21 protein-coding genes are annotated in these 24,134 nt (G+C 69.8%); 13 read left to right on the top strand and 8 right to left on the bottom strand.

The window, feature by feature from the left end:
• Window positions 1–58: 58 nt before the first annotated feature.
• Window positions 59–1,735, bottom strand: coding sequence for a long-chain fatty acid--CoA ligase (locus tag VZQ01_RS10215; RefSeq protein WP_426747708.1), 1,677 nt, complete (start codon window positions 1,733–1,735; stop codon window positions 59–61).
• Window positions 1,736–1,882: 147 nt separating this feature from the next.
• Entirely contained in the window at window positions 1,883–2,527 is a 645-nt protein-coding gene (locus VZQ01_RS10210) for a helix-turn-helix transcriptional regulator (RefSeq protein WP_141332990.1), read from the bottom strand.
• Between the two features lie 56 nt (window positions 2,528–2,583).
• On the opposite strand from VZQ01_RS10210, the gene VZQ01_RS10205 reads away from it, so the two are divergent.
• Window positions 2,584–5,034: a DNA polymerase domain-containing protein gene (locus tag VZQ01_RS10205; protein ID WP_426748949.1), complete on the top strand. Its 2,451-nt coding sequence runs from the start codon at window positions 2,584–2,586 to the stop codon at window positions 5,032–5,034.
• Between the two features lie 13 nt (window positions 5,035–5,047).
• On the opposite strand, the gene VZQ01_RS10200 is transcribed toward VZQ01_RS10205, so the two are convergent.
• Together VZQ01_RS10200 and VZQ01_RS10195 are read right to left on the bottom strand one after the other, a co-directional pair.
• Window positions 5,048–6,262, bottom strand: coding sequence for a TPM domain-containing protein (locus VZQ01_RS10200; RefSeq protein WP_426747707.1), 1,215 nt, complete (start codon window positions 6,260–6,262; stop codon window positions 5,048–5,050).
• Window positions 6,256–6,900 carry a LemA family protein gene (locus tag VZQ01_RS10195; RefSeq protein WP_223784567.1) on the bottom strand — a complete coding sequence of 215 codons (645 nt, stop codon included), beginning with the start codon at window positions 6,898–6,900 and terminating at the stop codon, window positions 6,256–6,258. The genes VZQ01_RS10200 and VZQ01_RS10195 overlap by 7 nt, the downstream gene beginning before the upstream one ends.
• A 499-nt stretch (window positions 6,901–7,399) precedes the next feature.
• Here VZQ01_RS10195 and VZQ01_RS10190 point away from each other — a divergent pair, with 499 nt between their 5' ends.
• The 4 genes from VZQ01_RS10190 (at window position 7,400) to VZQ01_RS10175 (ending at window position 11,158) form a co-directional block, all read left to right on the top strand.
• The gene (locus VZQ01_RS10190) at window positions 7,400–8,059 is read left to right on the top strand and encodes a trimeric intracellular cation channel family protein (protein ID WP_426747706.1); all 660 of its coding nucleotides are present in this window, start codon (window positions 7,400–7,402) and stop codon (window positions 8,057–8,059) included.
• Between the two features lie 63 nt (window positions 8,060–8,122).
• Entirely contained in the window at window positions 8,123–8,617 is a 495-nt protein-coding gene (locus tag VZQ01_RS10185; RefSeq protein WP_223784569.1) for a nuclear transport factor 2 family protein, read from the top strand.
• 46 nt (window positions 8,618–8,663) lie between these two features.
• Window positions 8,664–9,065, top strand: coding sequence for a tetratricopeptide repeat protein (locus tag VZQ01_RS10180; RefSeq protein WP_223784570.1), 402 nt, complete (start codon window positions 8,664–8,666; stop codon window positions 9,063–9,065).
• A gap of 395 nt (window positions 9,066–9,460) precedes the next feature.
• Complete coding sequence (locus VZQ01_RS10175; protein WP_223784571.1) at window positions 9,461–11,158, top strand: dihydroxyacetone kinase family protein; 1,698 nt, start codon at window positions 9,461–9,463, stop codon at window positions 11,156–11,158.
• Here VZQ01_RS10175 and VZQ01_RS10170 read toward each other — a convergent pair.
• A complete protein-coding gene (locus VZQ01_RS10170; protein WP_223747943.1) occupies window positions 11,148–12,167 on the bottom strand; it encodes a DUF6268 family outer membrane beta-barrel protein in 1,020 nt (339 codons plus the stop codon). The two genes, VZQ01_RS10175 and VZQ01_RS10170, sit on opposite strands and share 11 nt — an antisense overlap.
• 135 nt (window positions 12,168–12,302) lie before the next feature.
• On the opposite strand from VZQ01_RS10170, the gene VZQ01_RS10165 reads away from it, so the two are divergent.
• The 3 genes from VZQ01_RS10165 (at window position 12,303) to VZQ01_RS10155 (ending at window position 15,428) form a co-directional block, all read left to right on the top strand.
• Complete coding sequence (locus VZQ01_RS10165; RefSeq protein WP_426747705.1) at window positions 12,303–12,911, top strand: hypothetical protein; 609 nt, start codon at window positions 12,303–12,305, stop codon at window positions 12,909–12,911.
• A 180-nt stretch (window positions 12,912–13,091) separates the two neighbouring features.
• The gene (locus tag VZQ01_RS10160) at window positions 13,092–15,167 is read left to right on the top strand and encodes an endo-1,3-alpha-glucanase family glycosylhydrolase (RefSeq protein ID WP_426747704.1); all 2,076 of its coding nucleotides are present in this window, start codon (window positions 13,092–13,094) and stop codon (window positions 15,165–15,167) included.
• 39 nt (window positions 15,168–15,206) lie between these two features.
• A complete protein-coding gene (locus VZQ01_RS10155) occupies window positions 15,207–15,428 on the top strand; it encodes a WG repeat-containing protein (protein ID WP_426747703.1) in 222 nt (73 codons plus the stop codon).
• A gap of 7 nt (window positions 15,429–15,435) precedes the next feature.
• On the opposite strand, the gene VZQ01_RS10150 is transcribed toward VZQ01_RS10155, so the two are convergent.
• Complete coding sequence (locus VZQ01_RS10150; RefSeq protein WP_426747702.1) at window positions 15,436–16,881, bottom strand: RCC1 domain-containing protein; 1,446 nt, start codon at window positions 16,879–16,881, stop codon at window positions 15,436–15,438.
• 129 nt (window positions 16,882–17,010) lie between these two features.
• Between VZQ01_RS10150 and VZQ01_RS10145 the strand changes: the two genes are divergently transcribed.
• The 3 genes from VZQ01_RS10145 to VZQ01_RS10135 all read left to right on the top strand — a co-directional run bounded on the left by VZQ01_RS10145 (window position 17,011) and on the right by VZQ01_RS10135 (window position 19,927).
• A complete protein-coding gene (locus VZQ01_RS10145) occupies window positions 17,011–18,057 on the top strand; it encodes a sensor histidine kinase (RefSeq protein WP_267697479.1) in 1,047 nt (348 codons plus the stop codon).
• A complete protein-coding gene (locus tag VZQ01_RS10140; RefSeq protein WP_141327534.1) occupies window positions 18,054–18,839 on the top strand; it encodes a LytR/AlgR family response regulator transcription factor in 786 nt (261 codons plus the stop codon). The genes VZQ01_RS10145 and VZQ01_RS10140 overlap by 4 nt, the downstream gene beginning before the upstream one ends.
• 113 nt (window positions 18,840–18,952) lie before the next feature.
• Window positions 18,953–19,927 (top strand): TolB family protein, encoded by a 975-nt coding sequence (locus VZQ01_RS10135; RefSeq protein ID WP_426747701.1) that lies wholly within the window; start codon window positions 18,953–18,955, stop codon window positions 19,925–19,927.
• Window positions 19,928–20,264: 337 nt separating this feature from the next.
• On the opposite strand, the gene VZQ01_RS10130 is transcribed toward VZQ01_RS10135, so the two are convergent.
• Window positions 20,265–21,059 carry a dioxygenase family protein gene (locus VZQ01_RS10130; RefSeq protein ID WP_426747700.1) on the bottom strand — a complete coding sequence of 265 codons (795 nt, stop codon included), beginning with the start codon at window positions 21,057–21,059 and terminating at the stop codon, window positions 20,265–20,267.
• A 752-nt stretch (window positions 21,060–21,811) separates the two neighbouring features.
• Here VZQ01_RS10130 and VZQ01_RS10125 point away from each other — a divergent pair.
• Window positions 21,812–22,816, top strand: coding sequence for a DUF2380 domain-containing protein (locus VZQ01_RS10125; RefSeq protein WP_426747699.1), 1,005 nt, complete (start codon window positions 21,812–21,814; stop codon window positions 22,814–22,816).
• On the top strand, window positions 22,813–23,283 hold the full coding sequence (locus tag VZQ01_RS10120; RefSeq protein WP_223784580.1) for an NUDIX hydrolase: 471 nt from the start codon (window positions 22,813–22,815) through the stop codon (window positions 23,281–23,283). Before VZQ01_RS10125 ends, VZQ01_RS10120 begins: the two co-directional genes overlap by 4 nt.
• A gap of 12 nt (window positions 23,284–23,295) precedes the next feature.
• Here VZQ01_RS10120 and VZQ01_RS10115 read toward each other — a convergent pair whose 3' ends face one another.
• Complete coding sequence (locus VZQ01_RS10115; protein WP_426747697.1) at window positions 23,296–24,123, bottom strand: DUF6597 domain-containing transcriptional factor; 828 nt, start codon at window positions 24,121–24,123, stop codon at window positions 23,296–23,298.
• Window positions 24,124–24,134 lie beyond the last annotated feature (11 nt).

The following is a 24,134-nucleotide window of genomic DNA, read 5'->3' as shown; positions in this document are numbered from 1 at the left end:
CCGGCGGCCCAGGGCCAGCATGCCCCGGGCCGCCGTGACGAGCGGCGCGCCGCCTGAATCAGGCGACCTTCTTCTCGCGCAGCTCGCGGCGGAGGATCTTGCCGACGTTCGTCTTCGGCAGCTCCGTGCGGAACTCGATGGACTTGGGCCGCTTGTAGCCGGTGAGCTGCTCGCGGCAGAAGTCCATGATCTGCGCCTCGGTGAGCGACGGGTCCTTCTTCACGATGAAGAGCTTCACCACCTCGCCCGAGTGCTCGTCGGGGATGCCCACCGCGGCCACCTCCAGCACGCCGGGGTGCATGGCCACCACGCCCTCGACCTCGTTGGGGTACACGTTGAAGCCGGACACGAGAATCATGTCCTTCTTGCGGTCGACGATGCGGGTGTGGCCGCGCTCATCCATGATGCCGATGTCGCCCGAGCGGAAGAAGCCGTCCGGGAACATCACCTTCGCCGTCTCGTCCGGGCGGTTCCAGTAGCCCGCCATCACCTGCGGACCGCGGATGCAGATTTCGCCCGACTCGCCCATCGGGACGTCCTTGCCGTCCTCGTCGCGGATGGCGATCTCCGTGCCCGGCACGGGCAGGCCGATGGTGCCCGAGTACTCGGTGGCGACGGGCGTGTTGCTCGTGGCGACCGGGGACGTCTCCGACAGGCCGTAGCCCTCGATGAGCGGCACGCGCGTGAGCGCGAACCACTTGTCCGCCACCGCCTTCTGCACCGCCATGCCGCCACCGTTGGAGACCATCAGGTGGGAGAAGTCCAGCTTGGCGAACTCGGGGTGGTTGACCAGCGCGTTGTAGAGCGTGTTGACGGCCGGCAGGATGTGGAAGGGCTGCTCCGACAGCGTCTTGATGAACGCCGGGATGTCGCGCGGGTTGGGGATGAGGATGTTCATCGCGCCCATGCGGATGCCCATCAGCCCGCACACGGTGAGCGCGAAGATGTGATACATCGGCAGCGCGCAGACGATGTTCACCTGGTCGATGTTGCGCCCCTTCTGCGCCGGCGCCAGCCACGCCTCCACCTGCAGCAGGTTGGCGATGACGTTGCGGTGCAGCAGCATGGCGCCCTTCGACACGCCCGTCGTCCCGCCCGTGTACTGGAGGAAGGCGATGTCGTCGCGCGTCGTGGTGGCCGGCGTCAGCGTGCGCGAGCCCCCCTCCGACAGCACCTGCTTGAAGCTGACCGCGCGCGGCAGCTCGTACGCGGGCACCATCTTCTTGACCTTGCGCACCACGAAGTTGACCAGCGTGCCCTTCAGGCCGCCGAGCAGGTCTCCCATCGTCGCGACCACGACGTGGCGCACCGGCGTCTTGTCCAGCACCTGCTGCAGCGTGGTGGCGAAGTTCTCCAGGATGAAGATGGCCTGGGCTCCGCTGTCCTTGAGCTGGTACTCCAGCTCGCGCGGCGTGTAGAGCGGGTTGACGTTCACCACGATGTAGCCCGCGCGCAGGATGGCGGCGATACACACCGGATACTGCAACACGTTGGGCATCATGATGGCGATGGTCGCCCCACGCTCCAGCCCGCGCGACTGCAGCCACGCGCCGACCCGGCGCGACAGCGCGTCCAGCTCACGGTACGTGATGATCTTGCCCATGCATTTGAAGGCCGGCCGGTCCGCGTACTTCGTGAAGGCCTCCTCCAGCAGGTGTGTCAGCGTCGGGTACTGACGGTCATCGATCTCCGCCGGAACTCCAGGCGGATAGTGCTTCAACCAGGGCTTCTCCATCGGCTCGCCTCCAAGGCGCGTGTCGTGGGGGTTGGGTTGGGGGACGCGGATGGTATCCCGATTGCGCTCCTGTTCGACCCTTCACGTCACCGATGTTCGTTGTCTGCCTTTGATGCGGTGCGGCATGACAGCCGGCGCGCGGGGAATTCAGGGCTCGAAGGCGCGCAGCACCTCGGCGTGGACGATGCGGTCCAACCGGAAGGGGCGCCGCGCGCCGCTCTGCATGTCCTGGGTATCCAGGCGTGTCTCGTGTCGGTCCATCACGACGGAGAGGATGCGCACCTCGCGCGTGGTCTCCAGGAAGTTGCCGTCCACGTACGTCAGGCGCAGCGGCTGCTGCTCGAACCAGGCGCGCTCGATGGCCGCTCGAACGGCGGGCTTGCTCGGCAGCGACGGCACGCCCAGGAAGCTCAGCTCCTTGAGCCGGTCGAGCAGCTCGCGCTGCGCGGACGTGGAGAGCGCGGCGCGCACCTTGTCCAACGCCGACTCGAGCGTGCCCGCGAAGGGCATCAGCCGCATGTCGATGGCGAAGCGTCCCAGCGCCACCAGCAGCGCCGCCTCGCGCGCGGTGAAGTTCACCGGCGGCAGGCTGTAGCTGCGGTCCAACGCGTAGCCGCCGCCCCGTCCCCGCTCCGCCGCCACCGGCATTGACGCGGCGCGCAACGTGTCGAGGTCGCGGTAGATGGTGCGGATGGTGACGCCGAAGCGCTCGGCGAGCGTCTCGGCGGTGACGCCGGTGCGGCGGCCCCGGAGGTACTCGGCGAGTGCGAAGAGTCGCTCGGTGCGTTGCATGGCGTGGGTTTCCTGACATACCGCTGACACCCGGGAGCGGCAAGGTGTGGGGCATGATGGCGGGCATGGTGGAGGACGAATGGCTGTGGGGCTGGGACGCGACGCCGGGCATCGTCTCGGTGTGGGCGGAGCCCGACGGCCGCGCCTTCGTGTGGCGCAGGCTCCCGGAGTCGGGGGCGCTGGTGCGCGAGGACGTGCGCTTCCGGCCGTGGTTGGTGCTGTCGAACCTGGAGGACCTGGAGCACCTGGGGCCGCGGCTGCGACCGGAGCGTGAGGGGCCCGCGCCGCGTCGGGTGACGTACCAGGAGCTGTCGGGGCCGGGGGCGCTGCGCTTCCTGATTCGCGCGGAGGACGGGCGCGCGCTCGCGTCGGACGTGTTGCAGGGCGCGTCGCGGCGGCTGGGGCGGCCGTTCGCGAACCTGCGGGACCTGAGCGCGGAGACGGTGCTGTCGCTGCCGCCGGAGGAGCAGTACCTCACGGCGTCCGGGCGGACGTACTTCCGGGGGCTCTCCTTCGAGTCGCTGCACCGGCTCCAGTTCGACCTGGAGACGACGGGGCTGGACCCGGGCAAGGACCGCATCTTCCTCATCGCGATGCGGGGGCCGCGCGGGGACACGGACGTGCTGGAGGCGCACGGGGACGGTGACGCGGCGGAGGCGGACCTGCTGCGCCGGTTCGTCGAGCGGGTGCGCCAGTGGGACCCGGACGTCATCGAGAACCACAACCTGCATGGGTTCGACCTGCCCTTCGTCGCGCGGCGCGCGCGGCGGCTGGATGTGCCGCTGGCGTTGGGGCGCGCGGGCTCACCGGGCCTGCGGCACCGTCCATCCGCGCGGGGCTCGGCGTTGGGGCGGGGGGCGGAGCGCAACGCGGATTCGATGCGGCGCGCGCGGTACACGGTGCCGGGGCGCGAGTTCATCGACACGTTGGACGCGGTGCTGCGGCACGACTTCTCGGCGCGGGATTTGCCGGGGCATGGGCTCAAGGTGGTGGCGCGGCACTTCGGCATCGCGGGCCCGGCGCGTGAGTACATCCCCGGGGCGCGGGTGCACGAGGTCTTCAAGACGGACCCGGAGCGGGTGCGGCGCTACGCGCGGGACGACGTGGCGGAGGCGGAGGGCGTGGCGCGGCTGTTGGGCGGGGCGGCGTTCGCCCTGGCGCGCATGGCGCCGCGCCGGTACGAGCGCCTGGCGGACGCGGGGCCGGCCACGGGGGTGTTGGACCCGTTGCTGGTGCGGGCGTACCTGCGCTCGGGGGCGGCGATTCCGGCGCACGAGGGCGGGGATGGCACGGCGCACAGCGGCGCGGCGCTGCACCTGTTCGCCACGGGGGTGGCGCGGCGGGTGGTGAAGGCGGACGTGGCCAGCCTGTATCCGTCGTTGATGCGCGAGTACCGTATCGGGCCGAAGCGGGACAGGTTGGGGGCGTTGTTGTCGATGGTGGACCGGCTGGTGGACCAGCGGCTGGCGGCGAAGAAGCGGGCCCGGGCGGCGCCCGCGGGCTCCACGGAGCGGCACGAGAACGACGCGCTGTCGTCGGCGATGAAGATCATCGTCAACTCGGCCTATGGGTACATGGGCGCGGTGGGGTTGACGCGCTTCTCGGACGTGCACGCGGCGAACGAGGTGACGCGGCGCGGGCGCGCGGTGCTGGCGCTCCTGTGTCGGGAGCTCGCGCGGCGGGGCGTGACGTTGTTGGAGGCGGACACGGACGGCGTGTACTTCGCGGTGCCGGAGGACTGGCGCGAGGAGGACGAGCGGCGGGTGGTGGCGGAGGTGGCCGCGCTGTTGCCTCGCCGGGTGCAGCTGGAGTTCGACGGGCGCTATGCGGCGATGTTGTCGCACGAACCGAAGAACTACGCGCTGCAGTCGCATGACGGGACGCTCCACCTCAAGGGTGTGGCCTTCCGCTCCAGCCGCGCGGAGCCGTTCGGCGAGGCGTTCCTGCGCAAGGCCCTGCGGTGTCTGTTGGCGGGAGACGTGGCGGGCGTGCGGGACGTGTACGTGGACACGGTGATGGCGCTGCGCAGGCGGCGGGTGCCGACGACGGAGGTGGCGGCGCACGTGCGGCTGACGAAGGACTCCGCGCAGTACGCGGCGGTGCGTGAGCGCAGGCGCGAGCTGGCGTACGAGGCGATGCTCACCGCGGGCAGGACGTCGTGGGCGGCGGGTGAGCGCGTGCGCATCTACCGCGCGGTGGGCGGGCGCGCGGGCCTGCTGCCCGAGCCGGAGCCGGATGACGTGGAGGAGGTGTCCGCGCAGGGCGCCGAGGACCCGCGGGACTACGACGTCGAGTACTACGTGCGGCTCTTGAAGGACACCTTCGCCGCGCGCCTGGAGCGGGGCCTGACGCCGCTGGACTTCTCCACCGTGTTCGACGACCCGGGGCAGCCCTCGCTCTTCACGCCGTCACTCGTGGACTCGCGTCCCATCCTCACGGTGGTGCAGGCGCCGCCGGAGGAGGAGACGCTGGAGACGCCGCGAGAGGAGTCCCTGGGCGGCTCCTGAGTTCAGGGAGGAATCAGAAGCTGGAGCTGCCACCGCCACCACCACTGCTGCCTCCACCTCCGCTCCAGCCTCCGCCGCCACCGCCACTCCAGCCTCCGCCGTCACCCCAGCCTCCGTTGTCAACTCCGCCCAGAGACCCGCTGGAGTCGTAGAAAACGCCTGTCGCCGAGGCAGACTCGAGGCGCGCCTGATGTCTACGAAGATGCTCGGGCTTGTATCCCAACCACATCATTGCTCGCAGACTGAGCGACAAAGGCCTCGGCCTGAAGTTGCAATGGATGTTCATGGCGTTCGTGAATGTGCCGAGGGTGTAGCGGACACCCACAACGATCAGAAATACAACGAAGGGGTTCGGAGCCATGACGCAGGCCCATAAGGTGGGCGCTCGCGCGATGTCGCTGGCCGCGTGCCAATAGATGAGCAGTGGCGTGCAACTGGCGACAACGATGGCGCTGGGGGGATGCGAGTTCACCCAGTGACCCATCATGAAGAAGTAGCCCACGAAGGCTCCGAAGATGCCCAGGGCCTCGACAATCGATAGGCCATGGGCGAATGCCGACGTCGCCATGACAACGGCCTCGACTGCGAGGAACCAATACATGCCGCCGCTGTCCTTGCTCACCACGCCGCCCCGGCCGCGCAGCCCTGCGGCGGTTGCCGCGCCGAAAATCAGCATGAGAAAGAGGACTTGCTGGGATGCGGAGCGCCGCCGTGGCGTTGGGGTGGCCACTGCGCTCCCACGGCTGGTGGTCGTGGATGCCTCCGCAAGCCGTCCTTGGATTTCCTCGACGATGTTCAGGATGCCACCACGCCAGTCTGCGCGGGCGAACAAGGGCGATTGTGCTTGGAGGAGCGCCTGCGCGACGCCGTCGGGGATGGGCTCCTCCAGGCCGTAGCCGACCTCCAGCCTCACGCGCCGGTCCTTCACCGCCACCACGAGCAGGAGCCCATCGTTCCGCTCCCGGCTTCCACCCTTCCAGGCATCGAAGCTGCGCAGCGCGAAGTCCTCGATGGGCTCACCCGAGGTCGTCTCGACGAGAACCACCGCCATCTGGGCTTCGGTGGAATCTCGCAGTCGGACCAGCTCCGTGGAGATGCTCTCCTCGTCCTGTGCGGACAGGACGTCCGCGAGGTCCACGACAGGTCGGGTGATGTCCGGGACGCGGGACTCGGCGGAAGCCACCAGCGCGAGCAGGGGGAGCAGCAACAGCAGCGATGGCTTCACCATGACTTCAGCTCGGTGGACAGAGGAAGGCTTCGAGGCAGTCGGGTGCGCTCCACCACCCAGCGGTTCGGAATGGAGGCCGCGGCGGCGTTGTAGTCGGCCACCAGTTGGTCGTAGCGGCGCTGCTCCACGAACACGCGGTTGTCGGCACCGGACAGCTCGGCGTCTCGTTCCGGGCTCGCCTCGACGGCGGCGAAGCGCGCTCGAACTCCTTCACGCCGTACCATCACGTTGTGCACCTGGGCCCGTTGTCGAGCCACCTCCAACGCCCGCGTTCCCAGGTCATTGTGGATGGCGCCCGTTCCCAATCCGAGCAGGACGCTTGCGCCCGCGAAGAGGACCGCGCCCCAACGTGCTCGCTGGAGATAGCGTTGGCGCCGTGCCTGTCGGGCGAGCTCCATCGCACGTCGCGACCGCGCTGCTTGTTGGAGTCGCTCGATTCGAAGCGCCCGGGCTTCCTCGATGTAGCGAGCGGGGATGTCCAGCTCTTCGCCAATGCGTTGGAGCTCCTCGGGAGTGAGCGTCTCCAGCGACGGGTCTGCCTGCATCAACTCGGTGGCTTTGCGGATGATCCCGTCGACATCCTCGTACGGGACGGATGCATCCCCCGCGGAGATATCCGTGCGTCGACGGTCACTCATTCCGGTCCCCCTGACGACCGCCGAACGGGTCGGCCCGCCCTCCTGAGCCGGGAGGAGTGTGGCGGTCGGCAGGGACGGAGGGCAGCGTTCCCTGGGGCTCGCGCATTGGTGGTGGGTCAACACTCGCTCCCCCGCCAGATGGCGCGGGCTCCGCTGCGGGGGACCTCCAGTGCGGACCTGGACCCAGCGAGGGGATTGAGGCCGCCGGTCGGGAGGGAGCTTGTCGCTGGCTCCCATGCCCGAGTTGGAGCACCCGCCCGCGAAGCCCCGCGCGCGACGCAAGCCCTCGGACGTGGGGAGCACGAACTGCTGGAGCCGCGTTGCTTCGCGCCGCGGGAGACGTGAGCGCGGAAGAACTCTCCCACGCATCCGTGAGCTGGGTCTGGGCGGCGGCTGACAGCCCGTGGTGCCGTGCTGTTCAGAAGACACCCTCCGTTACGCGGGCCGCGTTGAATCGATGCGGGCGCTGCGTCAGACCTGGAGCCTCCAGGGGGATGGGATGCGGCCAGCATCGATGGAGATGTCACCCTCGCGCCGGATGTCGCGCACGCTGCTGACGGCGGGAGACCTCGCGGGCACCTTCGTCTTCGCCGTCGAGGGCGGACTGACGGCGGCGCGCGCGGGCCTGGATGTGCTCGGCATCCTGGTGCTCGCCTTCGCCACCGCGCTGGGCGGAGGCATGGTGCGGGACGTGCTGCTCGGCGCGGTGCCTCCGCTGGCCCTCCAGGATTGGCGCTACGCGGCCACGGCTTTCGGCGGAGGCGCGCTGGTGATGCTGATGAGCGGCCCCCTGGGACACGTGCCCGTGACGCCGCTGCTCATCCTGGACGCGGCGGGGCTCGCGCTCTTCACGCTGACGGGCGCGGGCAAGGCCCTCTCGCTGAAGGCCACTCCGCTGGCGGCCATGCTCCTGGGCGCCATCACCGGCGCGGGCGGGGGCACGATTCGGGACGTGCTGCTCGCGCGAGTCCCCCTGGTGCTGCGCGCGGATGTCTACGCGGTGGCGGCGCTCCTGGGCGCGGGAGCGTTGCTCCTGGCGCGCAGACTGGGCGCCTCTGCCGTTCTCGCCGCGAGCGTGGGCGCGGCCGTGTGCTTCGGGCTGAGGACGCTCGCCGTCCTCTTCCACTGGAAGCTCCCAGGAATCCTCCCCCAGCCCTGAGCGCCTTGTTGGCAGTTTCACGCGTATTCCCATGCTGACGGGCCAGGCCTAGAGTTCCCGTCCATGCGCGAAAAAGACACGCAGTATGTATTGGATTGGATTGCCATCCAGGAGCTGGTGGCGGAGTACGGGCAGGCCATCGACTTCGGCAAGGACACCGGGGACTGGAGCCGGTGGGCGAACGTCTTCACGCCCCAGCTCACCGCGGACTACAGCCGCTTCATGGGCGGCGAGCCCATCCACATCACCCGCGAGCAGGCCGCTGAGTACGGCCGGGTGGCGGTCAGCGCCTTCAGCCGCGTCCAGCACGCCACGGCGACGACCATCCGCATCCACTTCAAGAACGAGACGCAGGCCCAGGTGATGGCCTACGCGGAGGTGGCCCACTACTTCATGCTCGGTGGCGTGCAGCAGGAGTGGACCATCGTCGCGCGCTACACGCATGACGTGGTGAAGACGGCCGAGGGCTGGCGCATCGAGAAGGTGCTCCTGGACCCCGTCCACTACCGCGGCAACCCCCTGGGCCTGGAGTTCGTGCAGGGCAAGAGACTGGCGTGAGCGACACCTCCGGGTGTCTGCTCTCGCACCTGGGAGGAATCGCATCATGGGTGATGAACATCCCCTGCGCCTCGCGTCCGAGCTCGCGCGGGCGGGCAGGATTGACGAGGCCATCTCGTGCCTGGAAGCTGCGTTGGGGCGCACCCGCTCCATGGCGGAGCGCCCCGCCAACACCTCGCTCCTGCCGAGGACGGCGGGGCTGCTCTGTGAGGAGGCTGGGAGGCTGCCACAGGCGGTGCGCTACTACGAGGAGGCCCTTGCCGTTGCGGCGGAGCGCGAGCCGCTCCTGTTGCTTGCCCTGGCGGAGGTGCATCGGCGCTCGGGGCAGGTCGCCCGAGCCCAGGTCTGCCTGGACGGGGCCGAGGCACTGGCTCGCAGCTCCGCGGAGGTCGACGTCGCGAGGAGGGTTGCCCAGCTCCGCGAAGCGCGGGCGCGCGATGAGCGTTGAGCGAGGTCTCGAGGCGAGTGGTTCCGGTTGAAGCAGTACCTCGCCGGTGGCGAGATGCTCGTGAGGTGACCTCCGACGGATGACTCCGGTCCGGCGCCCGCGAGTCCTCGGCACATGTGTGGGTCCTATGCGTGAGTGACGCGCCCGGTAATGGACGACTCCGGTCCTTGGCTCGCGTGTCCTCAGTGCGCGTCACGCGCGAGGGTGACGTTCCCGCTGACGGACGAGCCCGGTCCGTCGCCTGTGTGTCCTGTGCGAGCGCGTCACGCGCGAGGGTGACGTGCCCGCTGACGGACGATTCCGGTCCGTCGCCCGCGGGTCCCCGGCACCCGCGCGCCACGCGCGTGGTTTACTCCCGCCCCTGGACAGCACAGGTCGCCAAGGAGCGGGAACCGGTGAAGAAGCTCGTCAATGAGCCCAAGGCCGTCGTGAGGCAGATGCTGGAGGGATTCGTCGCGCTCGCTCCAGGACAGGTGTTGCTCGATGACGAGACGGTGGTCATCCGGAGCGACACGCCCGAGGACCCCCGACAGCGCAAGGTGTCCGTCATCTCCGGCGGCGGCAGTGGCCATGAGCCTGCTCACGCCGGCTACGTGGGCGCGGGCATGCTGGACGCGGCCGTGGCCGGTGACGTGTTCACCTCGCCCAGCACCGACGCCGTGCTCACCGCCATCCGCGCGGTGTCCGGCCCCGCGGGCTCGTTGCTCGTGGTGAAGAACTACACCGGAGACCGGCTCAACTTCGGCCTCGCCGCGGAGTTGGCCCGCGCCGAGGGCATTCCCGTGGAGGTCGTGGTGGTGGCCGATGATGTCGCCCTGCGCGACACCGTGGAGCCCTCGCGCCGTCGCGGCATCGCCGGCACCGTGCTCGTGCACAAGGTCGCGGGCGCCGCGGCCGCCGCCGGACTTCCCCTGTCGGACGTGCTCCGCGAGGCCCAGGCCGCGTCAGCGGAGCTGGGCACCATGGGCGTCGCGCTCGGGCCCTGCACAGTGCCCGCGGCGGGGCGCCCCGGCTTCACCCTCGGCGACGAGGAGATCGAACTGGGCCTGGGCATCCACGGTGAGCAGGGCGTTCTGCGCGCTGAGCTCCAGTCCGCGGACGCGCTGGTGGAGACGCTGCTCGCCGCCATCGTCGAGGACCGCCGTCTGACCTCGGGCGCGCGCGTGGCGTTGCTCGTCAATGGACTCGGTGGCACGCCGCCGATGGAGCTCGCCATCGTCACGCGCCGTGCGCTGGCCGTCCTGCGCGAACGAGGCCTTCGCGTCGAGCGGGCCTGGAGCGGGACGTTCCTCTCCGCGCTGGAGATGCCCGGCTGCTCGTTGTCGCTGTTGAAGGTCGACGACACCCTGCTGACCCGGCTGGACGCGAAGACGTCCGCGCCCGCATGGGGCGGGGAAGGGCGGCTCGCTCCGGAGCGTGCGCCCAGGCCCGTCACCGCCGCGCCCTCCGTGTCCTCGGCCCCCGCCGCGAAGCCACCGGGGATGGAGAAGGTCCACGCGGCGGCGCTCGCGGTGGCGTCCGCTTTCGAGGCGAGCGAGTCGCGCCTGACGGAGCTCGACAGCGCGGCGGGAGATGGCGACCTGGGCATCAGCCTGTCGCGCGGCGCCGCGGCCATCCGCGCGCTCCCCGAGTCCTCGTGGACGAGCCCCTCGCGAGCCCTCACCTCCATCGGTGAGGCCCTGCGCCGCGCCATCGGCGGAAGCTCCGGGCCGTTCTATGCCACGGCGCTGCTGCGCGCCGCGCGCCGCTTGTCGGAAGGGCCCGTGGATGCGCCGGCCTGGGCGGAGGCGTTCGTCCTCGCCGTCGACGCCGTGGCGAACCTCGGCGGCGCCAGGCCCGGAGACCGCACCATGCTGGATGCGCTCCGTCCCGCGGCGGACACCTTCGCCCAGGCGCTGAAGGCGGGACAGGCACCCGCCGAGGCCTGGGCCGCGTGCGTGCGCGAGGCGGAGCAGGGCGCCGACGCCACCTCGCGCATGCAGCCCCGCCTGGGGCGCGCCAGCTACCTGGGGAGCCGCGCGCTCGGTGTCCCGGATGCGGGCGCCGCCGCCGTCGTCGTCTGGGTGAAGGCGCTCACGCCCTTCATCGGATGAGCGGAGGCGTGCTGCCCTTCGACGGCGGCACCCCCGACAGGCTGTTCGCGGCCGGACGCGAGGTGGCCGCGACCCGCTTCGGGGGCCGCCACCCGAGCGACACCCGCAGGTAGGGCGCCGGGCCCGTGGACTGGAGCATCCCCAGCTCCACCCGGTCCCGGTTCCTGTCGAGCAGCGCGTAGTCGTTCAGGAAGTCGAGCCCCAGCGAAGTGCTCAACCACAGGCTGCTGCCGCCCAATCGCGTGTTCACCGTGGGGCCCGCGCGCAGCGCCGTCTCCCGCACGTAGCGGGCCGCCAGGTCCTGGCTGCCCTCGGGCAGGCGCGTGCGGAACACCTGCTGGTCGAACATGGCGCTGAGGCCCAGCTCCAGACCGTCGCCCACCTTGAGCATCGCGGTGAGCCGGGGCAGGCCCAGCTCCAGGATGTACGCGCCCTTGCGGTAGGTGAAGGCCGCCATGGGAATGACGGGCGTGGCGTCGAACGGATAGAGGGCGACGAGCCCGAAGGTGAGCCGCACGTCCGGGTCTCCGCCAATCAGGTAGTTCGCCATGGCGAAGCCCGCCCACGACGTATCCAGCCCCACGTCGAACGAGCTCTTGAAGTCCGTGCGCGGATTCGCGGACACGCCCGAGATGAGCATCCACCGGGGCGCCAGCGGACGAATCACCGTGAGCCCCAGGCTGAAGCGATGGAAGCGCCGGCTCAGGTCCTCCTCGGACACGTCCGCGAGCGGGCCGCGTCGCTCGAGCCCCATGAAGCGCGTCTCGTACCCGAACGAGGGCACCAGCACTGTCTTCCCCAGGAAGAGGGGAGGAAGCGGCAGGCGCAAATCCAGCTGATGTCGTTCGTCCAGTCGCCCGCCCTGCGAGCCGATGCGGGTCCCCCGCGCGACGGTGATGCCGACATAGGCCCGGTCCTCCGTCGTCTGCGCCGAACCCGTCCCCGCGAAGACGAGCACGCAGGCGAGCAGCACCTGTTGGAGGGGCGCCCAGCGCACAGCCCTGGTCACTGACACATGGACCTCACCACGGTTTTCCCGGCCGAGCCCCCACTATACAGGGAGTCGGCGCTCCCACGTCCGTCCAGGCAGTCCGCCGAAGACATTGTCCTCGTCACCCGGGCCGCGGACTTCTACCCTGGCTCCATGAAGCTCTTCGATACGTTGCTGCAGGAAGCCTCGTTGCATGACAAGGCCGGCTCGGCCTCCAAGCGGGCGGCGCTCAAGGCGAAGCTGACACCCACCGACACCGTCGAGCAGGTGTCGGGCGACCTGCGCATCTGCGAGGGCGAGGACCGGCGCGTGGGCGGCGGCCTCGTGGTGAAGGGCAACCTGGTGCTCGAGGACCAGGGGCGGCTGCTCGTCGCGGGCAACCTGGTCGTCGAAGGCAGCATCATCCACGAGGGCTTCGACTACTCGCTGCTCTTCGTCGGCGGCGCGCTCCAGGCGGGCAACCTGCTCGTGCACGGCGAGGTCGTCGTCCTCGGCGCCTTCAAGGTCCAGGGCGTCGCGTGGACGTACTACAGCGACTACTCGACCTACGCCGACACGCTGACGGCCCGGCTCGTCGTGGCGGATGACCGCGAGGACGCCATCGGCAAGGTGAGCGCGGAGAACCACCTCGTCGGTCACTCGAGCGAAATCGGTCCCAAGCTGAGCAAGCTGCTCCAGAAGGGCCTCGTCGACGAGGAGGGCGAGTGGTCCTACACCACGCTCGCCAAGAGGCTGCTGAAGAAGGAAGCGCTGCTGGCGTGAGGCGGGTACCCCGCACGGCGCGCTGTCGATAAACCAGGAAACCTCCGGATTGTTCGCGCCATCCGGAGCGTGCGTGTGTCCGAGGAGCAACCCCCCACTCTTCGTCCTCCAAGGCGAAGAGCCCTCCGAGGTCCAATCCATATGCACACACCCTGGGCTTTCCCCCGGGCACGGCTCGCCGTGTCCTTGCTGGTGCCGTTGCTCTCGTGGTCCTGCGCGGGTGGAGCACCGGAGGAGCAGGACGTCTCCTCGGGCGGCACTCCCCAGGACGAGGCTCCCTCGACGCCAGGGGAGGCGAGCTCCCTAGGGACGGCCGCTGACGCGCTGGAGACGGTGCTCGTCGCGTCGGGCGCGACGTGGCGCTACCTGGACACGGGCGTGGACCTGGGCACGGGCTGGACGGCGCCGGGCTACGCGGATGGCGCGTGGGCCTCGGGCGCGTCACCGCTGGGCTACGCGGAGACGGACCTGGCCACGACGGTCTCCTTCGGGAGCAACACGGCAAGCAAGCACATCACCACGTACTTCCGGCGCGCCTTCACGGTGACGGACGCGGCGTCGGTGCGCGAGCTGCGGCTGCGCTTGCAGCGCGACGACGGCGCCATCGTCTACCTGAATGGTGTGGAGGTGCTCCGCAGCAACCTGCCTTCGGGCACGGTGGGCTATCGCACGCTGGCGCCCGCCACCATCTCCCTGCCCGTGGAGGAGCAGACGTGGCACGCGCAGGCCCTCGACACGGCGGCGCTGCGCACGGGCACGAACGTGCTCGCGGTGGAGCTGCACCAGTCCGCGGCCAACACGTCGGATGCGCGCTTCGACCTGGAGCTGAGCGCGACGGTGGCACCCGCGCCCTCGCCCATCTCGCAGTGCTACCCGTTCGACATGCCCGCGACGAGCGTGCTGCGCGCGGCGCCGAAGAAGGTCTTCGGCTTCTATTACCCCATCTTCCCCATCTCCATCGACAACAAGGCGCCCGCCGACGACCACTGGACCAGCTGGCTGACGCCCGAGGCGCGCGGGGGGGAGTACGCGAACATCGGCGGGCTGATGCGTGACCGGCCGCTGCCGCGAGCCCCCTGGGCCGACAGCGCGTGGCGACAGCGTGACTTCGAGGTGGAGGTGCGCCGCGCCATCGCCGCCGGCATGGACGGTTTCCTCTACGAGCACCCGTACCGCGTCTCGTCCGACACGCGGAACAACCAGCTGACCACGATGCTCGCCGCCGCGGCGGCCGTGGACCCGGAGTTCCGCATCGTCCTCAGCCCCGACTTCCCCACCGAGGCCACGGGCACCACGGACGGCCTGGTGTCGATGATTGCCTCCGTCGCCAACCACCCGTCCGTGCACAGGCTCGACGGCGCTGTCGTGCTGGCCAGCTTCAACCCGGAGCGCAAGTCGGTGGCCTGGTGGACGGAGGTGAAGACGCGGCTTGCGTCCCAGGGCATCCAGGTCACCTACTGGCCGCTGCTCTCGTACACGGGAGACGTGACGAAGTACGCGGAGTGGAACAACCTGGTGACGGGCTTCTCCACCTGGGGTGAGCGCACCGCGCAGTCCGGGGAGGCGATGCGCCGCTGGAGCGTGGAGTCGCACCGGCGCGGCAAGCGGTGGATGTCTCCCGTCGCGTTCGAGGACGTGCGCCACAAGCTCACCGACAGCGAGAACAGCAGCCGCGTGTACTGGGAGGCGCAGAACAGCCTGGCGTTCCGCACGCAGTTCGAGAAGGCGATGGAGGGCGACGCGGACTGGGTGACGCTGCTGACGCTGACGGACTACGGCGAGTCGTGGATGACGGCGTCGCAGGAGCGCGGCTACGTCATCATGGATTGGATTGCGTACTACACCACCTGGTTCAAGACGGGGCAGCGGCCCACCATCGTCCGCGACACGCTCTACTACACGCACCGCCGACACCGCACCGACGCGCCGTTCGATGCCACCAAGCAGACCGCGCGCGCCATGAAGCTGCGCGGCGGCGTGGCCGCGTCCAACCAGGTGGAGCTGCTCGCGTTCCTCAAGGAGCCGGGCCGGCTGGTCATCACGCAAGGCACGGACGTGCGCACGCTGGACGTGACGAGCGCCGGCGTGACGGCCTTCCAGGCGCCGCTCGTTCCCGGCACCACGCCCGTGTTCGAGCTCCAGCGCAACGGCGTCACGGTGCAACGGCTCCAGAGCGCCACACCCGTCGTCGCGCAAACCGTTTACCAAGACCTCATGTATCACGCGGGCGGTGGACGCTCCTGCACGAGGCCCTGAGCGTGGACGGGCGCGGGCCCGCTGCCTAGGGTCCGCGTCATGTCCGCCACACGCTACGGCTTCATCGACAAGAAGGGGGCCCAGGTCATCGAGCCCCGCTTCGAGGCGGTGAACGGCGGGTTCTCGGAAGGGCTGGCCGCCGCGAAGGAGGGCGGCCTGTTCGGCTACGTCCACCCGGATGGGAGCTGGGCGCTGACGCCCCGCTTCGCGTCGGCCCAGCCCTTCATCCATGGACGGGCCGTCGTGCTGAACGCCGGATGAGCGCTGGTTACTTCGACGGCGTGGGGATGCCGACGGTGAGCCTGTGCGCGGGCACGGGCGTGGCGGTGGCCACGTTCCAGCTGTCCGGGCGGCCCGCCACGTCTCCGGTGGGCAGCACCCCATTGCCCAGCACCCCCGTCTTGTTGCGGCCCCAGGAGTAGAGGGTGCCGTCCGTGGCGGTGGCGTAGCCGTAGAAGGACTGCGCGGTGTTGTGCAGCGCCTTGAACGTCACGCCCGGGGCGACCTGCACGGGACGGAAGACCATCTTCTGGTGGTTGGACCAGTCCCATTGGTAGGGCGTGTGGTAGGTGGCGAAGTCCAGCATCACGCCGTTGCCCACCTCGCCCATCGCGCTGTCGCCCCAACCCCACAGCGAGCCGTCGTCCAGGATGACGTGCGTGGCGTGGCCGTTCGCCGTGACGTCCACGATTCTGCGCGAGCCGAACTCCGGGAACGACAGCTTGCGCGGCGTGGCCACGGGGTACCAGCCGCCCGCCGGCGGGCCGAGTCCCAGGAAGGTGCCCTGCAGGCCCCAGCCCCAGAGGTCACCTGCTTCATCGAGCGCCACCGCCCAGCGGCTGCCACCCGCGGCGAGCTCCTTCACGCGCGTCGGGATGCTCAGCGGGTTGGGGCGCGCGTAGTCGTTGAACCTGCCCGTGCCCAGCGTCTCCGCCGCGGCGCTCCCGCCCCAGGCCCATGCCTTGCCCGTGTCATCCAGCGCGAAGATGGAGGTGTCGTTGGTGGTGAAGCTCGTGATTCGCACACCCTGGGGCAGGGGGACCTTCGTGGGCCGGGTGATGTTGCGCGGCGCCGTGTTCCCGTCCCCGGCGATGCCCAGCGTGTTGCCAATCGCGGTGCCGCTCATGCCCCAGACCCAGAAGGAGCCGTCCGCCTTGAGCGCCATGTTGAAGAGCAGCGCGCTGCGCACCTTGATGACGTTGTCGAACGTCTCGCCGGTGGAGTCCGTGAGGACCAGGTACGGCTGTCCGTTGTTCGGCGTGGTAGCGCGGTTGGGTTGGTCGTTCGTGGTGCCATCCCCGCGTTGGCCGTAGAGGTTCTGCCCGAAGGTCCACACGCGGCCCAGGGTGTCGAGCGCCACGCTCTGGAAGCCGCCGCCCGCCACGTCCTTGAAGCGCAGTCCCTGGGGCAGGGCGATGTCCACCGGCGGGACCTGGTTGTACGGGTTGGAGTGCCCCACGCCGAGCTGCCCCGCGCGGTTGGAGCCGAGCCCCAGCACGCGTCCGTCCACCAGGTAGAACAGCTGATACTCCGCGGTGGCGATGTGTGTCAGCCCCGCGAGGCTGTCTCCCGCGTCGGGAGTCCCCGCGTCGCCCAGGGCTTCCTGGCCGAGCGCCTCGTCCAGCGGGCCCTCCCCCTCTGGTTGAGCGGGCGACCCGGAGCAGCCAACGAGGACCACGGCGAGCGAGGCGAAGAGGGCGCGAAGGAGTGGCATGTTTCTATTGTCACTCGATTGCCATAATGAAGGAAAGTCAGGTCCTGGAGGGGCTCGCCAGGGTTCGTGCCTCCGAGGAGGAATGCGCGCGGGTGGGAATGTCGATGTGAGTTTGTGTACCTTGCTGCCATGTCACGCGGACGCGGCTGGCTGTTGTGGGTGGGGGCCTTCTCCTATTGGACCTTGCAGGGACTGGCGGCCTCCAGTGAGGCGCACTCCGTGCGGGGCGTGTCCTGGACGCATGCGCTGCTCACGGATGGCTTCGCCACGGCGCTGTGGGCGCCCGTCACCATCGCGGTGGTGCACTTCGGCCTGCGCTTTCCGTTCGACCGGCGCCTGTGGCGCTCGCGGCTCGCGCTGCATGTGGGTGGCGCGCTCGCGGTCTCGTTCTTCCGGGCGACGGTCATCTACTCGCTGGACCCGTACTTCCACTGGTACGACGCGCCGCCCGCGTACACGGCGGTGCTCGAGCATGCGCTGCTCTACAACCCGTTCATCTACCTGACGCTCCTGGGCGTGGCCCACGCCATCTACTACGCGGAGCAGCTGCGGCTGCGTGACACCCAGCTCGCCCGCGCGCAGCTCCACGCGCTGGAGGCGCAGCTGCATCCGCACTTCCTCTTCAACACGCTCAACTCCATCTGCGCGCTGGTGCGCAGGGACCCGCTGGGCAGCGAGCGGATGATTGCGCGCCTCAGTGACCTGCTGCGGGAGACGCTCCAGGCGGCGGGGCGCGAGGAGGTGCCCCTGCGCGACGAGCTGCGCACGCTCCAGCTCTACCTGGACATCCAGGGCGTGCGCTTCAACGACCGGCTCCGGGTGGAGCAGGACATCTCGCGGGAGGCGCTGGGCGCGCGGGTGCCGCACCTGGTGCTGCAGCCCCTGGTGGAGAACGCCATCCAGCACGGCATCGCGCCGCGCTCGGCGCCGGGCACGGTGACGGTGACGGCCAGGCGCGAGGGGCCGGAGCTGCTGCTGGAGGTCCGCGACGACGGCGTGGGGCTGCGCGAGGGCGCGGCGGCGAAGTCCGAGCGGGGCGGCAAGGGGCTGTGGATCACCCGCGAGCGCCTGGTGCAGCTCTACGGCCCCGCGCATCGGCTGAAGCTGGAGGCTCGCGAGGAGGGTGGGGCGCGGGTGTCGCTGGCCATTCCCTTCCGGACGGAGCGTGCGGCGTGACGCAGCCCATCCGCGTGCTCATCGTCGACGACGAACCGCTCGCCCGGGCGCGGCTCAAGGAGCTGCTCTCGGAGGAGCCGGACATGGCCGTCATCGGTGAGTGCCGGGACGGCAACGAGGCCATCGACGCCATCGGCAGGCAGCGCCCGGACCTGGTGCTGCTGGACGTGCAGATGCCGGAGCCGGATGGCTTCGGGGTGCTGCGGGCGGTGTCGCGCGAGCACCCGCCGGCGGTCATCTTCGTGACGGCGCACCGGGACTTCGCGGTGCAGGCGTTCGAGGCGAACGCGCTCGACTACCTGCTCAAGCCCTTCGACCAGGAGCGCTTCCGGCGGAGCCTCTCGCGCGTGCGTGAGCGCAGGCGCACGGGGGCGACGGAGCTGGACGCGGAGCTGGTCGAGCGGCTGGAGTCGCTGTCCTCGAGACTGTCCCCCGCCCCGGAGCGGTATGCGACGCGGCTGGTGGCCAAGGTGGGCTGGCGCATGCGCTTCTTGCGCGTGGAGGACATCGACTACCTGGAGGCGGAGGGCAACTACGTCTGCGTCCACCAGGGCAAGCAGTCCTTCCTGACGCGCGAGACGATGAACGCGGTGGAGGAGAAGCTGGACCCGAGGGACTTCGTGCGCATCCACCGCTCGCTCATCGTCCGGCTGGACCGGGTGGAGGAGGTGGAGCCGCTGGCGCCCGGGGAGATGGTGCTCACCCTGCGGGACGGCACGAAGCTGACCTCCGGACGCAGCTACCGTGCCCGGCTGCAGCGGGCCCTGGACCTGCCCTCCTGAGCGTTGGTCGGGGCGGGCTCCACGGTTCGTCCCGGAAGCTCCACCGTTCATCCCATCGTCAATGCGGCCGTCGAGCAGGGAGGCGATGGTGTCTCCAACAAAGGAGACGCCGCATGCAGCGCTTCACGCCGAGCAAGTCGTGGTCCGTGGGATTCATCGCCGCCCTGTCCTCCCTGTCGATGGCGTGTGCGTCGCAGGCGCCGGAGACGGCCCCCGTGGCCGAGGCGCTCGGCGCGGCGGAGGTGTCCAGCGAGGCGTTGCGCTTCCTGAGCTGCACCCCGGGCGGCAGCATGTTCGCGCCTGGAGAGGTCTCGCTGCCGGACCGCTCCGAGTACCGGCTCACCTTCTCCGCGGACGGCAACACGGCCTACTACCACGTGGACTCGGCGGAGGCGCCGTTCCAGGCCATCCACGAGACGCGCAAGGTGAACGGCCACTTCACGCCGGGCCAGTTGGTGTCCTTCTCGGGGACGTGGCTGGACACGGACCCGTTCCTGTCGGTCGACGGCCAGTCGCTCTTCTTCTCGTCCACGCGGCCGGTGACGGGGACCGAGGAGCGCGCGGACTCGGACCTGTGGGTGGTGCACAAGCAGGCGGATGGGAGCTGGGGTGAGCCGCTGCACCTGGGGCCGAACGTGAACTCGGACCGGCAGGAGCTGTACGTGAGCGCCACGCGGGACGGGACGTTGTACTTCGCGAGCGGGACGTTCGACTCGGACTTCAACGTGTATCGCGCGGAGCGGCGGGGGCCGGGGTACGCGCCGGCGGAGAAGCTGAGCGTGGCCATCAACAGTCCGGATTATTGGGAGTACAACTCGCACATCTCCGCGGATGGGCGGGTGCTCATCTTCGCGTCGCTCAACCGGCCGGAGGGTTACGGGCTCGGTGACCTGTACGCGAGCGTCAACATCGGCGGGAAGTGGACGAAGGCCATCAACCTGGGGCCGGCGGTGAACACGGAGAAGGACGAGTTCCACCCGTCGCTGAGCGTGGACGGCCGTCACCTCTACTTCGTGCGCCAGACGTGGGCCCCGTTCGTGCCGTCGGACTTCTACACGCTCGACACCCTCTGCCTGCTGTTCCAGTGACGGCGAGGCGCCCTCCGCCCGGGGGCGGCGCCCTCGCCACGCAGCAAGGCGCGGCGGGCGAGGCGTGGTGGAGCCGCGCCACGTCTCGTCCGTCCTCGCCGTGGCCGTGAGGTGGGTTTGACGATGGGGACGCCCTCCGCCCGGGGGCGGCGTTCTCGTCGGGTCGCAAGGCGGGGCGGGCGGGGAGTGGAGCAGGGCCACTCCTCGTCCGCCTTCGCTGTGTGGCCTCGGCGCACGCCGCGCCAGCGTGCCTGCGACGCGCATGCTGGCCGGGGTGTGGCTTCGTCGTCGGGCGGCGAGACGGGGCGGGGAGTGGTGCCCCTGGGGCGCCTCGGCTTCAGCCCGGGATGCCCACGACGAGCGTGACGACGTAGCCGTCCGCGACGCTGCCCGTCACGGTGGCGACCTGGGTGGAGGAGCCATCGCTGAAGACGTTGTCCGTCGCGAGGCTGACGCGCTGGAAGTTGGCGACGCTCTGCGAGTAGCCGGACGTGGCGTAGACCTCGTCGCAGGCGGCCTCGGGCAGGGCGAGCTGGGAGGTGACCTGCTTGTTCGCGGACGAGGTGGCCGAGGCCAGGTCCGGGTACACCTCGAAGTGGATGTGGGGCCAGCGGCCGCTGTAGCAGGCGGGGAAGATGCTGGTGAAGGTGACCTGGCCCTGGCTGTTGGTCTCCTGCACGCCGCGCAGGTAGTTCTCGTTCGTGATGCCCGCGCCATAGAGGGAGTACTCCCCCGAGTTGTCGCAGTGCCACAGATAGACGGCGCGGCCGGCGAGCGGGGCGCAGGCGTCGTTGACGTCGACGAGGGTGAGCGTCACCGTCGTGAGGACTCCCTCGGCGACGGTGCGGGTGTTGCCGAAGCTCGCGCGGATGTCCGAGCGGACGATGCCCGACTGCTGGAGGACATTGGGGCCGTTCGAGCCGTCGGCGGGGTAGGGGCCGGCGGTCTCCTCGGGGATGCGCGAGCAGCCGGACGGGTCCGGTGTCGGGTCGTCATCGTCGCCGCAGCCGAGCCATGGAATGAGGCTGGCGCCGGCCATCCAGCGCAGCACCTGTCTGCGTCCCGCGCGTGCCATCAGGACGCGCAGGTCCTGCTGGAGCCCTTGATGGTGACGCGGATCCTCGTCGCTCATGTGTCCTCCCCTTGGGTCGGGCCAAGGTAGGAACCCGGTCTGAAGAAAGTCCGCGCGGGCGTGGTCCACTCAACGCCTGTCCCGACAGGTGTTGGCGACTGGAGGTTCGTGTCGCGCCGGAGCGCGGGCTTCCTGCGTACTCGTGGGTGGGAGGACCCCCGTTGCTGGGTTCAGGCCGGATACGGGAAGGATGCTGGAGGTGGTTCTACGGCTCGAGTGACTCCGCGAGACTCGGGACTCGTCCCACGCCCATACCGAGGCGTGCCCAGGAGTCCTGCATGTCCAGGAGGCGATGCCGCTGGTCTGGTCCACTGTCCCTGCTCCTGGTGGTCGCCTTGACCACGACGGGTTGTGCATCCGTGCCGCAGGCGTCCAGTCATGGCGAGGTGTGGAACTACACGCCGTCCGAGACACCCACGGGGCGGCAACGGCTCTGGCGCAACGTGGCGCAGCGAGATGCTGCAACCCGTGTCCGGGGTGGGAGCGGAGCTGTCGAGGCCGGGGAACGAAGTGTCACGCTCACGCGTCAGGCCGTCCTCGAAGCCATCGAGGAGGTGCGGGGCTCCCTCGGTGGTGTCTCAGCCGTGCTCTCCCAACTCGAGGAGCGAACGTCCTCATCCAGTGTGAGTGGACTCGAGGGTGTGTTCACCCGATACCGTGAGCACGGCGCCCGTCAGCTGGCGTGGCTGCGTGGAGAGTCCAGGAGCGCCACGGCGCTCGTGGGCGTGGCATCAGAAGTGGGGGATGCGGGGATGGAGGTGGGCATCCTCGGCATGGCCGGACCTCGTCTCCAGGCCGCGATGTTCGGTGCCCTGCTGGCGTCCACGTGGGTGGACTTCCTCCAGCTCGCTGACGCGGTCCTTCGAGACTGCCCCATGTACGGAAGAGAGCGGCTCTTCGCGGAGCTGCACCGTGTCCAGGGCTTGATGGAGCCTTCGTTGAAGGAACTCGCGTCACGAGACCCCGAGCGTGTCGCCGCCGCGGCGGTCGCCATGCCCGCGCTGATGGGGACGTTGTCCCGAGAGTTCGATGCGATTCGCCGAGACGCGCGCTCGGCCATGGAGCTGGGTGGCAAGGTGATGGTGGCGGTGCAGGTGTTGGAGATGCTCACCCTGATTTCGACCTTGAAGATGTCGCTGCCGCGTCCGCCGCCGGCTGTGCCCGTGACGCTTGGAGCGCGGCTCGCGATGGGCTCGGGCGGCGTCATGGTGGGCTCACGAATCGTGGTCTCCGCCGAATGGGTGGAGATGATGCGCAGGCTGGTCCAGGCGGGCGTCATCTCGGTTCCGGTGGTGGGCGCGGCCGTCCGCATCCACGGCGGGCAGGTGATGATGGCGCAGGCGCACCAGGACCTGCCCGAGGGCGTGCGAGAGGCGCTGGGGGATGGCCCCGAGGTGCGTGGCATGCACGTGACGGGACGTGCAGGGGCCGGCATGTCCGAGGCGCCGAAGCACCACGTCCTGCCGAAGGAGCACCGCGAGTGGTTCGAACAGCGTGGCTTCAAGGGCGACCTGGACATCGACAGCTTCTGCGTCAGGCTGGAGCGCTCCCACCATGAGGCGATTCATGGTGGGGGCAACTGGAAGCTGGGACGCATGTGGCCCGACGAATGGAATAGGAGGCTCATGCGCACCCTGAACGATGCGGAGTTGGCGGCAGGGCAGCCGTTGACGCGGAATGAGGTACTGAGCATCGTCGCGGAGAACATGAAGCTCTACGACATCCCAATGAAGTTCACCAAGGGTCGGAGCCGATGACCGATGGGCGCTCGTGGCAGGGGAACTGGCGTGTCCGGCTCTACGAGCGGGTCCGCGAGCGCGGCTTCGACTCGTTGACGGCCTTTGCGGAGGCACGCCCTGCTGTGCCGCTGTACGCGCTGGCAGAAGAGCTTGGAAAGGACGACATCGCCGGGGCGCAGGTGTTGGTCGGATTGCGTGCTGAAGCGGAACGGCGGAATCAAGTCACGCGACTCGTCCGTGACCTGCTCGTGCGTGAGTTGGCGGCAGGGCTTCCCAACGGGTGGCCAGCGACACTTGATGACGTGACTCGCTTCCAGGTCGCGAAGGCACTTGGCATGTGGTCTGGGTCCACTCCAGAAACATATTCGGAGCGGACTCGGCAGGTGATTGCCGCGCTCCGGGCGAATCCTCCCCCTGTGGGCTGGCGCCCGCTCGGGCCTGATGACGAATTGCTCCGGACACTCCTCCCCGACGAGGAGGCATGACCCTGAACGGCTCTACTTGCCCGCGGCCCGCCGGCTCGCGGCGGCGCGCTCGGCGTACTGTCCCGGAGAGCAGCCGACCATGGCCTTGAAGTCGCGGATGAAGTGGGACTGGTCGAAGTAGCCCAGTTGGAGCGCCAGGCTCGCCATGTCGGGCACCTGGGCGCGCGCGAGCTGCTCGGCGGCTTCGTGGAGCCGGTAGCGCTTGAGGACCCACTTGGGACTCACTCCCACCGCCGCGCTGAACCTCCGTTGGAGGTTGCGCGGCTCCAGCTTCGCCAGCGCGGCCACCTGCTCCATCCGTGTCACCGACGCGTCCGCCGCCAGTCGCTCCACCAGGTCCCGCATCCTCGCGATGGGCTCGGGCATGGGCGGCAGCCGTCGCCGCAGGAAGTCCTGCGCCAGCGTCACGCACCGGCGCACGTCCGGCTCCGCCAGGAGGGCGTCCTTCAGCGCGATGCCCTCCCTCCCGAACACCGAACGCACGCTCACCGTCCGGTCGGTGAGCTGGGACAAGGGCGCCCCCAACACTGGCTGGAACGCCGCGGGCCGGAACTTGATGCCGAACACCCGCGACTGTCCCTGAATCCTCCGGCGGAACCGGCGCGACTGCACCCCCGTGACGCGGCCCTGTCCCCGGTCGAACACCACATGCACACAGGGATGGGGGAGCGTCTCCGCCAGGAGCGGCGGCTCGCCTCGCAAGTCCCACCGCACCGTCCAGAAGTGCTGGATGAACTCCTCCAGCTCCGCGGCGGGCGCGAAGCGCTCATGCACGATGCTGTCCGCGGGAGCGGGACGTTGGAGGACGCCACGCACGGCGTCGATGCGAGGGCGACTCACCAGCGCGCATT

The organism is Myxococcus faecalis, assembly GCF_050039385.1.
GTDB lineage: Bacteria > Myxococcota > Myxococcia > Myxococcales > Myxococcaceae > Myxococcus > Myxococcus fulvus.
This window is presented reverse-complemented; position numbering and strand designations above follow the sequence as displayed.